This window comes from Methanocaldococcus fervens AG86 (genome assembly GCF_000023985.1).
Lineage (GTDB): Archaea > AGJL01 > Methanococci > Methanococcales > Methanocaldococcaceae > Methanocaldococcus > Methanocaldococcus fervens.
In genome coordinates this window covers 203759-215602 of the sequence record NC_013156.1, presented here as the reverse complement: position 1 = coordinate 215602, position 11844 = coordinate 203759, and the positions used below count along the sequence as shown (strand labels likewise).

Genomic DNA, 11844 nt, shown 5'->3' with positions numbered 1-11844 from the left:
ATTTAATTTAGTTAGCAAATGGAGGGTTAGAATGATTAACATTTTAATAGTTGAAATTTGTGTAGCTATGTTTATTGCTAGTGTTCTTATACCACAACTATATTATTATTTTGCATTATGGCCAACTCTCTTTATCAATATGCCATGGCAGATAGTCATGAGCATTTTTATGCATGGGAGCATAACACACTTATTGGTTAATATGTTTGTATTATTTATATTTGGGACATATTTGGAAAGAATTGTCGGCTCAAAAAACTATTTGTTGATATTTTTAACTTCTGGAATTGTTGGGAATTTGGCTTATATATTGTATGCTTATTTAACTGGCGATTATGCCCCATCAGTTGGAGCTTCTGGGGCTATATTTGGGGTAATGGGTGCTTTGGCTATTTTAGCTCCACATTTAAGGGTTGTTGTGTTTCCACTACCAGTTCCAATAAGTATAAAATTGGCAGTGATTATATTTGCACTTATTGATTTGATATTGCTCCCCTACACTTCAAAAACAGGAATTGCACATATAACGCATTTAGCTGGGCTTATAACTGGTTTAATCCTTGGAAAAATGTTGCGTGATAAAATTTACTCAATATATTATTAAAAAGGTGAAAAAATGAATATATTTAAATTTTCAGAGAGGGAAATAATTGATTTAACCATATCGGTTTTAGCAATAGCATTTATCTTTACTTATCCAAATTTTTCAATGATTGTTTTTATCATTAGTTTAATAGCCGTAGGTAGTGGATTTATATTTCATGAATTGATGCATAGAACTGTAGCGAGGAGATACGGAGCTTGGAGTGAGTTTAGGGCATGGTATGAGGGCTTGTTGTTGGCTTTAATCTTAAAGATTTTTTTAGGAGCTACATTTATAGCTCCTGGGGCTGTTTATATCTACAAGGATTATTTAACCACTGAAGAAAATGGAAAAATAGCCTTAGCGGGGCCAATAACAAATGTTGCTTTGGCATTTATATTTTTAATATTAACATTAGGATTTAAACCAAATTCTTTATTGTGGTGGATGGGAAAATATGGATTTTATATAAATCTCTTCTTGGCAGGGTTTAACATGCTTCCAATCCCGCCATTTGATGGAGAAAAGGTTTTAAGATGGAATCCAATAATTTGGGCAGTATTTGGATTGCCTTTAATTGGATACATGATATACATGATGTTTTGGTGAAATTGTGAATAGAAAGGAGGTTTTTCAAATATTTTCCTTACTGTATTTGTTGTTTTTATTCTTAGGATTTATGATTATCTCGAAATCTAACGTATCTTTATTATTATTGGCATTTTTCATTCCATTTGTTTTTTGGATGTTTTGGGTAAAAATAAAAAATGAAAAATGGGATATAGAAAATAAAGAAAATAGGATAGCTCCTCTAACTTTTACCCTAATTTATTTATCGATATTGACATTATTTTGGAAAAATATCTTTATAATAATCTTTTTGGCTAATGTTCTTGTAGTTTTAATAATCACAAAATTTTGGAAGATAAGCATGCACTGCTATGGACTATCTGGCATGGCTTATCTTGTATATGCATTTACGGGAGATGTTTTTCTCTCCATTCTATATTTAATATTAACAATTATTACAGGATATGCGAGGATTTATTTAAATAAGCATACACCTCTGCAGGTAATTGCTGGAACTGTATTGGGATTTTTAGTTAATTGCTGTTTGTTAAATTTCATTTAGATAATCTAAGGTGGGTACTATGAAAAATAAACTAACAATCTCAATTATTGGTGGAACAGACGGTTTAGGAAAATGGTTCGCTAAATATCTAAAAAATAAAGGATTTAATGTAATAATTACAGGAAGAGACGTAGAGAAGGGAAAAAGTGTTGAAAAAGAACTTGGAGTTGAATTTACAAATAACAACATTGAAGCTGCTAAAAGAGGGGATGTTGTCATTGTAGCGGTACCAATAAACGTTACCGAGAGAGTTATTAAAGAAATAGCTCCTCATGTTAGAGAAGAATGTTTATTAATGGACATAACTTCAATAAAGGAGATTCCTAAAAGAGCTATGGAAGAAAATGTTAAAGAAGGAGTTACTGTTATTCCAACTCATCCAATGTTTGGGCCGTCAACTCCATCTTTATTAAGACAGGTTGTTATCCTAACTCCATCTGAAAAGCATAAACAGAGTGAGTGGTTTGGAAAAGTTTATAACTTTTTAAAGAAAGAGGGAGCCAAAGTTATCGTTATTCCAGCTGAGAAACACGATAAAATTATGGGAATTGTTCAGGGATTAACACACTTTGCATTTATTTCTTTAGGGGCTACGTTGAAAGAGCTTAATGTTGATATAAAAGAATCGAGAAAATTTGCCTCACCAATATACGAGTTGATGATTTCTATTATTGGCAGGATTATAGGGCAGAATCCTTATTTATATGCGGATATCCAAATGTTCAATCCAAGAATAAAGGAGATTCATGAGACTTTTATAAACCAATGCAAAGAGATTAGTAAAATTGTTAAAAATAAGGATAGAGAGGGATTTGTTAAGATAATGAAAGAAGCAGCTAAACATTTTGGTAGTGAGGCAAAGAGAGGGGCCTATTATTCAGATAAGGCAATATTTGCTTTAGCTTCAGAAATAGAGAAGCTAAATAAACTCATAGGCAGAGAAATTGCAGTAAAAAACATAAACTCAAATGTGATTCATTTTGGAATTTTAAAGGATATTGAGAATGATTATTTAATATTGGATAAAAATGGAAAAGAGCAGAGATTTAATATTTTAAAGGTTGAGGTGTTTTTTGGGGATGAATTAAATGAGTTAAAAAAGAAATATTTAGAGAGAAAGTACATAGACATATCAATTTTATTTAAAAAAGACGTTGATGAAAATGTTATTTTAAACTTATTGAAAAAGATATTCGATATTGAGATAATTGATGTTTATGAAGGAGATAACATAGAAGAGGGGTATAAAAGCATAACATTTAGAATTTACGGATACAACAAAGAGGAATTAAAGAATATAGAGAAAGAATTTTTAAATATAATTAAAAATATTGGTGGAAAAGAGAGGTTTAAATGAAATTTTGAAATTTTACTAGGGCTTCAAGTAAAACAGATGGCTCTTACATTTGCAATCAGAGCATCCGAAGTTTTCAACAAAATCAAATTTTTTTATAAATTCGTTGGCAACATCGCATTCAACTCTCTCATTTGTGATATAAATCTCTTCAACCTTTCCAAATTTTAATAGATAATCGATATGCCAATGCATTTTTTTATTTTCTCTTAGATGCCTCTCAATTCTATTTTTTAAATTAATTGAATTCCCTAGGGCAGATCCAACATAAAAATAATATCCTTTTTTAAAAAATCTCTCTGTTTTACCAAATTTTATTTTTTTACCTTCTTTTAATCTAATTTTTAAGATGTAAGTTCCTTTCTCATTTGGTATGTTATTTTTTGATACCTTTCTAAAGTTAAATTTTTTTAAAATTCTTTTAAAATGCATAATTTTTTCATAATAGGGGCATTTCTTTCTTATTTCTTCAAAGCATTTGTTACATTTTGGCTTTGGAGAACAAATCTCTTTCCCAAAAACTACCAATAGATTATTTATTACCTTCCAGTATTTTTTAGGGAGCTTTTTTCTCAGTTCAAACTCCGTCTCTTCAGGTGTTTCAGTATCTACTATCTCCCACCTATTACAGATCCTATGAACGTGAGTATCTACACATATTCCATCTTTATCAAAAGCTAAGGTTATAACTAAATTTGCTGTTTTCCTCCCAACTCCTGGAAGCTTTAACAATTCTTCCAAAGAATCTGGAACCTTTCCATTATATTTTTCTTTTAAAATTTTAGCTAATTTCTTTAAATTTTTAGCTTTAACCCTATAAAATCCGGCAGGATATATCAAATCAGCCAATTTTTCTTCCTCAATATTTAATAAATCATCAACACTTTTAACTTCTTTAAATAACTTTTTGGAAACTTCTTCAGTAACTTCATCCTTTGTTCTTGCACTTATTATCGTTGAAACCAAAACTTTAAATGGATCTCTATCTCTTGCTATTTCAGTAACAACAGCATTTTTATTAATTTTTTTTAATAAAATATCTATCAACTCCATGGATATCACAAAATAAAATTAATAAAAATTTTTTTAGAAATATTTGTCCATCTCATCACTATCTGATCCCAAAATAAGTTCAAAGATATCTTTATCAACCTCGTGAATCATTGGAATTCCCGTAACTTCGGAAGCAAGAGGTTTTAGAGCTGCAAGATCAGACCTATCTATGAGATCCAATCTGAATTTTCTTGCTCCAGCCATAAGCTGTTTTAACCCACATTTTATTCTATCAAGGTATGTGTAAAGCCCAACAGCGGCCCATGGAATCTCTCTTCCAACCTTATCTCCATATTTAGCTTTTAATTCATCAGCCATTATGAAGAACTTCTCTGGAGAATCTCCAAATCTTCTTACAAACTCTTTTGGTAATTTTCCTTTTTCTGCAAGTTCGCAGAAGTTAGATGCTTTCATAACAGCTGTGAGTGGAGCCCTTCCCATCGTTATCGTTTTTACGAAAGGCCCTTCTCCAAAATTACTCATGGCAATTGCTTTAAATATTTGAGTTTCATCTATAAAGCCACCAGCCATACTTATATCTGGAACAAACTTGCATTGCTCCTTCAACATTCTGGCAGCTTTGAGCACTATGGCCTCTAAATACACAGTTGGAACTCCCATCTCGTTCATCATTGGGACGGGAGACATTCCAGTTCCACCGCCAGCACCATCAAAGGTAATATAATCCACTCTTGCCTCTGAGGCAACCTTCATAGTCCATGCAACATCTACAGGGCGATAAGCCCCTGTTTTTATTGTAACAACCTTTGCTCCCATTTCTCTTAACATTTCTACATCTTCAATAACATCACTTTTTGTAGGAGAGCCTACTCTACTATGCCTCTCAAATGTTTTAAAGGCTCCATCCTTAAATGCCTGTTGAACATCGGGATCTTCAGGATCAGGAATTATGAGATAACCTCTCTTCTTAAGCTCTATTGCCCTCTCAAGCGAATTAATTCTAATTTCACCACCAATTGCCTTTGCACCCTGCCCCCATTTTCTCTCAATAATATTCACCTCAAGTTTTGAGAGCACGTATTCATCTACACCGACCCTCTGATCTTCAATGTTTGTCTGAACTGCAATATCTCCATATTTTCCATCCCAGAATTCTCTGAAAAGCTTTACTCTCCTCTCCATTTCAGGAGATTTTATAACCTTTCCATCTTTAAACTCGGATTTTGGATCCACCCCACAAACATTTTCTCCAACTATTAAAATAACTCCTGCAAGAGCTGCACCAACAGCAATTCCATCCCAGTATTTTTTTGCCACATCAGTTGACCCATAAGCTCCAATAGCTAAAGGTAATTTAACTCTAATCCCACCTATACTGCTCTCAACATTTACATTTGGGAAAAGCATTTTATCTGGATCTGGCTCGACTCCTTCAGCTCCAATAAGTCTTGACAGTATGTTAAAATGCGACCAGTCGAGGCCGTAATCTTTTAAACCTGATGCTGTGCTATCTCCAAAATATTCAGGATCTGGATACAAAACCTCCCTACCCCTGAAGGTTGAAAGACCAATCTCACATAAAAATGGACAATCTTTTATGCAAATTGGACACATTCCGCTTTGAGGGTTAACGTCTTTAACTTTAGTTCTAGTCCCTGTTGTAGACATTGCATTTAAGTAAGATGAATTTCTAAACACACGTTCCATTTAGCCCACCTTGCGTTTATCTATATAATAACTTATGCTTTTGTTTTATTTAATTAATTAATGAGTAATTCAAAAATTAATTTATTTTAACAAATATTTAAAAATTTAATTAAAGTAATAAAAAAAGAAAAAATAAAATTGAGATAATCGATGAGAAAAAAATTTCAATTTATTTTAATTTAAAAATAAAAAATAAAATTTAGTTTATCATTTATTTCTTTTCAGCTTTAATTATAAGCAACATTCCAATTAAATCTCCTTTCTTAACTTCACCATCAACCCCACAGGCAAAAGTAGCCATATCTACTTCTCTCTCAGCTTCTATAGGCATTGGAACTTCCTCCCCAACAGCTATGACATGCCCTACTCTATGTCTACCATAAGGACAAATTAAAAGGACTGACATTGGAGGAATTTTAATATTTCTAATTTTTATTGGTTTTATGTCTCCTTGCTTAAATTTTTTATCTTCATCAGCAACTATTGGCTCAATTTTTGCTTCATTTTTAATGATTATATCGTATTTTACTTCCTCCTCTCTAATTTTCTTTTCTATTTCAGTCATCCTTCCAAGTATTCTAAATACCATAAATACCACCAAAAATGGAATTCTTGTAATTCGTCAATTATAAAGCCTCTCCTTCTGCTTCTCTTTTCTCGATTCTGGACTTAATTAATTTCAATCTGAAGAAGTTTTCCCTCTCCATCTCATCTAATCTCATAGATATGTATTTTTTAAGTTCTTTTAATCTTGGGATTATAACATATTCTAAAGCGTTAACTCTTCTCTTTGTTGTAATAATTTCTTCAGCTAAGAGTTTAATTGATGTCTCTATTTCAGCCAATTCGGTTATTAATTCCAAAGCCTCTTCAAATTTCTTAGCAGCTTCATCTAACTTTGAGCTAACACCGTAAGGTGAATATCCTCTCTCTCCAACTTTTCTTCTAACGTTGTATATTTCAAAAGTAGGAACAGTAACACCCATAATATTCTTTGTATCCATGTCAACTTCTAATTTATCATTTTTTGCAGCTAAAGAAGCCTCTTTAACAGCCAAAGTTCCCATAACAGTTTGAGCCATTATTAAATCTTTGTATGCTTCAGCTAATTTTGCCTCAACTTTGTCTCTTAAGTCGGATGCCTGATCCATAATTTGGAAGAACTCCATAATTAAAGCATCTCTTTTCTGCTTTAATAATTTATGCCCTTTTTCTGCCAGTTTAATTTTGTTTTTTAACTTCAACAATTCCATTCTTGTTGGATTCACTCTCTGCATGTAAATCCCTCTCTACTTTTATAATCACCAATTATTAACATTAATAAAATTATAACATAAAAAGTTAATGGTTATAGCTATTTAAACATTTCTCTAACCTTTTCATCTGATGCATAAACTTTTTTCTTCATCTTTTCTCTATATTCCTCTAATTTCTTTGCGACATTTTCATCCTTTAATGCCAAAATTTCTAAGGCTAATATAGCGGCGTTCTCCCCTCTATCAACTCCAACACATGCAACAGGAATTCCAGGGGGCATTTGAACAGCGCTTAACAATGCATCTAAGCCATTAAGTTTTGCATTAACAGGGACGGCAATAACTGGCTTTGTTGTTAAGCTTGCCACAACCCCAGGTAGATGGGCAGCCAATCCAGCTATTGCTATAAAAACTTCTACCTTTGAATTTTTAACAATCTCTTCAACAAATTCTGGAGTTCTATGGGCAGAGGCAACTCTAACCTCAAACTCTACGCCAAACTCTTTTAAAACATTAACTGCCTTTTCAGCTATTTTTACATCACTTTCACTACCCATTATAACGCATATCATCATTTCACCAAAACTTAAACCTCCACGCGTGAGTGAGGAGACATTACATTTCGTTGAAACTTTTAGTAAAGTTTCAATTAAAAATACTTATAAATAAGTTATGGTTTTAAATTTAAGATAAAAATGCATACTAAGGGGTGGAATATTGGAATATACATTTAATGGGCTTACAAAAAAAGACGTAAAAAAATTGAAAGTTGGAGATATTGTTTATTTAAATGGTAAAGTATATACTGCGAGAGATGAAGCTCATTTAAAAATCATTGAAATGATAAAAAATAATGAAAAACTTCCTTTTGATTTGAATGAGGCTGTTATTTATCATGCTGGCCCAATAATGAAAAAAGTAAATGATGAATGGATTTGTGTTTCAATAGGGCCTACAACCTCTGCAAGAATGAACGATGTTGAAGAGGAGTTTATAAAATTAACCAACATATCAGCAATTGTTGGAAAAGGAGGAATGAAAAAAGAATTGTTAAAAACTTTTGAAGAGTATGGGGTAGTTTACTTAGCAGCTCCTGGAGGGTGTGCAGCTTTATTGGCCAATTCAGTAAAAAAAGTTAATAACGTTTATTTTTTAGAGGAGTTGGGGATGCCAGAGGCTGTTTGGGAATTGGAAGTTGATAACTTCGGACCGTTAATTGTAGCAATGGATAGCCACGGAAACAGTATATATGAAGAAGTAAATAAAAACGTTCATAAAAAACTATATAGTTCTTTTCAAAGTCAATAAAATTTAATTAAGGAAATTTGAACTCCTTCCTATGGAAGGAGTTCATTAATACCCTATTAATAAAATATTTTGAAAAGAACTATAAAAGAGCTTTTAAATAAATTATAAATACTTCTTTAATGTTTCAATAACTTCATCCTTTTTAATATCTTTTACCAATATAGTTTTTTGTGGATTTAACTTTCCAGCGACTATTTCAATATCTTTTTTGAAAATTTCCTTAAAAAATTTAATTATCTCCTTATTTGCCTTTCCTTCAGTTGCAGGAGCTTTTATTTTTATAGACAGCCTTTTCCTCCACTCATTTATTCCTGTAATCTCATCCTTTTTAGCCCCTGCCTGAACATCTATGTCAATTAAAACACCATCTTTACTTTCTTTAACAATACTTTCAATCATTGTATCCCATTCTATGCATTTTTCTCCATTCTTCCAATGGTATTGAAAATTTATCTTCAACTTCTTGCCTGTATAATGTGTTGTATGTACAGAATGGGATTATTCTATCATCTGGAGTTGCATAGTGGATGCAACATCTCTCAACCCTCTTAACATCAAAGTTGTATGCATCCATGAAGTGCATACAGCTAATCATCAACATATGGTAGTGGAATTCAGCTAAAGCATTGTAGTCACTTCTTAAAACACCTAAAATTAAATCAACTATTTTTTTCATATTTAGTGATTTTGGAGCTCTATCAAGATCAATTAAAGATGGCAATTTTAAGGCAATTTCTCCTATAACTTTAACATCCTGCATTTTTGATTTGCCTACTTCATCGATTTTTTCCTTAACAATCTCTAAAAACCCTTCAACATCTATAAATCTTGTTATCGGGAGTAATTTTTCATTTTCATCAACAAAAACATAGGTTGATGCCCCACAATGTTGATGACTGCTTAAAACTGGCTTTCTATCATTGGTTATTTTCTCAACTAAAACTGAAACTGGAGCTACTGATGGAACTGGATAAAAATCCTCTTTAGCTATTTCCCCATCTGTTTGCTCTTCAACCAATTTTATAAAGTCAGGAATTGTTATCCTTCCCTCCAACAATGTTTTTTCATCAACCCTCCCAGTAAATGAAACCGGCTGGAAATTAACTGACCTAACAACATCTACATTTTTGGCAGCATACTTTATAATTCCTCCAACTTCATTATCATTAACTCCCCTAACTAAAGTAGGAACTAAAACAACACTACCAAAATTGATTTCTCTACAATTTTCAATAACTTTCTGTTTTATAGGAAGGATATTTTTACCTCTCGCAATCAAATAAGGTTTTTCAGAAATTCCATCAAACTGTAAATAAATCGTTGATAACCCTGCCTCCCTCAATTTTTTAAGATAATTTATATTCTTTAATTTTATACCGTTTGTTGCCAACTGCACATGTAAAAACCCCATATCTCTTGCAAGTTTTATTAATTCAGGAAGATCAGGTCTTACAGTAGGTTCTCCACCCGCAAACTGAATAGCTGGTGTTGGAGGAATCTCTTTCCTTAAATTTTCCATCATTCTTTTTATTTCCTCAAAAGATGGTTCATAAACCTTACCTGATTTGTTTGCATTTGCAAAGCAAATAGGGCAATTTAAATTACACCTATTTGTTACATCTATATTAGCCAATACAGTTGGAGATTTATGAGTAGGGCAGAGACCACAATCAAATGGGCATCCCTTCTTTGTATCAGTATTTGTTACTTCAACTTTTCCAACAAACTCGTAGGTGTCAAATTTTTTATACAGCTCAGCATCCCCCCAGTAAATATCTTTAAATTCCCCATGTTCTGGACATGTTTTTTTAATAATGATTTTTCCATCTTCTTCTAAGATTGTTGCAGGAATTCTTTTTAAACATATAGGGCAAAGTGATAATGTCTTTTTCTCCATTTCATCACCATAATAATTTAATGTAGTTAATAGAAAAGTTCTAATAACCAATACTTAATAATTGCTATTCACAGTTAAATTTTTTATTGGTAGTGTTTTATAAAAAACTTTAATGGGGGATATTGTGAAGCTTGGCATAGTTACAATAGATAGGGATAGGGTTGTCGATGAATTGATAAAATCTTGTGAGAGGTTTAATGTTGATCACAAAATTATAAACCCCATGAACATTTTAGCAGGATTTAATTTAAATTTTAAACTAAAATATTACAAATCATTTTTAGATGAGTTGGATTGCTGTTTTGTGAGGAATCTTGGCTGGGATAGTTTTTTTAGATTTGATGTTTTAAAATATTTAAATCAATATGTTCCAGTTATAAATCCTCCTGAAGGGATAGATAGGGCTTCAAACAAATTTTTAACCTCTGTTTTTCTTGAATTAAACAATATCCCACAACCAAAAACTGTTGTTACAGAAAGTATAAACGAGGCTATAGTTTGGATAGATGCATTTGAAGAAGCCGTTTTAAAACCGATATTTGGATGTGAGGGGGAGGGAATTGTAAAAGTTAAAAAAGATTCTCCAATTTCAGTAAAATTAAATATCTTAGATGAATTTAGGAAGAAATATAAAACATTCTATATTCAGGAGTTTATAAAACCTTTAAGAAATGAGTATAGGGATATAAGGGCTTTTGTTATTGATGATGAGGTTGTTGCAGCAATGTATAGGGTTGGAGGGGACAATTGGAAAAATAATGTTTCTCAAGGGGGAAGGGTGGAGAGGTGTGAGATAACTGACGAAATAGAGGAATTATCTTTAAAAGCAAAAAATGCTCTTGGTTTATTTTATGCTGGAGTCGATTTAATCGAATCAGAAGAGGGGTTAAAAGTTTTGGAGGTTAACTCAACACCTTCTTGGATTGGATTATCTAAGGTTTCTAAAGTTAATATAGCTGACAAACTTTTAGAAAAAATAATTCAGCATGTTAAACAATAATATTAATATTATTTATCTTTGTAATATTATTCATTTATTTTATTTGCAATTATTTCCAAAGCTTTCATAAACGCATCTTTTTCTGGGATAATGACAGCTACAGGAACATTGACAATTTTTTCAATAGTTGCACTAACAATAGGGGCACAAACAATGCCCTTAACTCCCTCCCTCTCAGCTCTAACAGCGGCAACAATACACTCCTCCAAAGAACCAGCAGGATATTCTTTTATCAAATAAGTTTTTCCATTAATCTCCAATTTTCTCGTTGTAATCTTATTTAAAGCAGGTCTTGCAGCTATAATTGCTATTGTATCAATGTCTTCATCTTCTTCAAAAGACCGTATAGTCTTTAAAATTTTTATAAGGGTTGAAACTCTAAAATCTTTCCCTTGGGCAACTTTATATAAAGTGCTGTAAGGAATTCCGGAAATTTCAGAAAATTCCTTTAAAGTTAGTCCTAACTCAAGCAATATTCTTTTAAATTCTTCAACAAATTTTTCTGGAGATTCAATTTTTAACAATAATCTCTCACAAGCTTTCATAAACAACCCCTAAAATTAAAATAATTCTAAAAAGTTATTAAAAATAAA

Annotated in this window: 14 protein-coding genes; 6 read left to right on the top strand and 8 right to left on the bottom strand. The window is 31.8% G+C overall.

Annotation, left to right across the window (positions count from 1 at the left end):
• The first annotated feature begins 31 nt into the window (after positions 1-31).
• The 4 genes from MEFER_RS01100 to MEFER_RS01085 are packed head-to-tail and all read left to right on the top strand — an operon-like array spanning position 32 to position 3072.
• On the top strand, positions 32-604 hold the full coding sequence (locus tag MEFER_RS01100) for a rhomboid family intramembrane serine protease (protein WP_015790799.1): 573 nt from the start codon (positions 32-34) through the stop codon (positions 602-604).
• 12 nt (positions 605-616) lie between these two features.
• Entirely contained in the window at positions 617-1192 is a 576-nt protein-coding gene (locus tag MEFER_RS01095; protein WP_015790798.1) for a site-2 protease family protein, read from the top strand.
• Positions 1193-1196: 4 nt separating this feature from the next.
• A complete protein-coding gene (locus MEFER_RS01090; RefSeq protein ID WP_245527786.1) occupies positions 1197-1715 on the top strand; it encodes a hypothetical protein in 519 nt (172 codons plus the stop codon).
• Positions 1716-1734: 19 nt separating this feature from the next.
• Positions 1735-3072: a prephenate dehydrogenase gene (locus MEFER_RS01085; protein WP_015790796.1), complete on the top strand. Its 1338-nt coding sequence runs from the start codon at positions 1735-1737 to the stop codon at positions 3070-3072.
• Positions 3073-3087: 15 nt separating this feature from the next.
• On the opposite strand, the gene MEFER_RS01080 is transcribed toward MEFER_RS01085, so the two are convergent.
• From MEFER_RS01080 to purE, 5 genes are all read right to left on the bottom strand, one after another.
• Positions 3088-4122 carry a DUF123 domain-containing protein gene (locus MEFER_RS01080; protein ID WP_015790795.1) on the bottom strand — a complete coding sequence of 345 codons (1035 nt, stop codon included), beginning with the start codon at positions 4120-4122 and terminating at the stop codon, positions 3088-3090.
• A 33-nt stretch (positions 4123-4155) separates the two neighbouring features.
• Entirely contained in the window at positions 4156-5790 is a 1635-nt protein-coding gene (locus tag MEFER_RS01075; protein ID WP_015790794.1) for a glutamate synthase-related protein, read from the bottom strand.
• 211 nt (positions 5791-6001) lie between these two features.
• Positions 6002-6379: a DUF22 domain-containing protein gene (locus MEFER_RS01070; protein ID WP_015790793.1), complete on the bottom strand. Its 378-nt coding sequence runs from the start codon at positions 6377-6379 to the stop codon at positions 6002-6004.
• Positions 6380-6416: 37 nt separating this feature from the next.
• Positions 6417-7067: a V-type ATP synthase subunit D gene (locus MEFER_RS01065; protein ID WP_015790792.1), complete on the bottom strand. Its 651-nt coding sequence runs from the start codon at positions 7065-7067 to the stop codon at positions 6417-6419.
• A 77-nt stretch (positions 7068-7144) separates the two neighbouring features.
• A complete protein-coding gene (purE, locus tag MEFER_RS01060) occupies positions 7145-7618 on the bottom strand; it encodes a 5-(carboxyamino)imidazole ribonucleotide mutase (protein ID WP_048056263.1) in 474 nt (157 codons plus the stop codon).
• Between the two features lie 145 nt (positions 7619-7763).
• Here purE and MEFER_RS01055 point away from each other — a divergent pair, with 145 nt between their 5' ends.
• The gene (locus MEFER_RS01055; RefSeq protein ID WP_015790790.1) at positions 7764-8354 is read left to right on the top strand and encodes a FumA C-terminus/TtdB family hydratase beta subunit; all 591 of its coding nucleotides are present in this window, start codon (positions 7764-7766) and stop codon (positions 8352-8354) included.
• Positions 8355-8456: 102 nt separating this feature from the next.
• On the opposite strand, the gene MEFER_RS01050 is transcribed toward MEFER_RS01055, so the two are convergent.
• Both MEFER_RS01050 and tes read right to left on the bottom strand, forming a co-directional pair.
• Positions 8457-8753, bottom strand: coding sequence for a DUF167 domain-containing protein (locus tag MEFER_RS01050; RefSeq protein WP_015790789.1), 297 nt, complete (start codon positions 8751-8753; stop codon positions 8457-8459).
• Entirely contained in the window at positions 8746-10251 is a 1506-nt protein-coding gene (tes, locus tag MEFER_RS01045) for a tetraether lipid synthase Tes (RefSeq protein ID WP_015790788.1), read from the bottom strand. The genes MEFER_RS01050 and tes overlap by 8 nt, the downstream gene beginning before the upstream one ends.
• Positions 10252-10375: 124 nt before the next feature.
• Between tes and mptN the strand changes: the two genes are divergently transcribed.
• Positions 10376-11251: a tetrahydromethanopterin:alpha-L-glutamate ligase gene (mptN, locus tag MEFER_RS01040; protein ID WP_015790787.1), complete on the top strand. Its 876-nt coding sequence runs from the start codon at positions 10376-10378 to the stop codon at positions 11249-11251.
• A gap of 26 nt (positions 11252-11277) precedes the next feature.
• Here the strand turns inward: mptN and MEFER_RS01035 are convergent, their stop codons facing one another.
• Positions 11278-11796, bottom strand: coding sequence for a helix-turn-helix domain-containing protein (locus MEFER_RS01035; protein ID WP_015790786.1), 519 nt, complete (start codon positions 11794-11796; stop codon positions 11278-11280).
• Positions 11797-11844 lie beyond the last annotated feature (48 nt).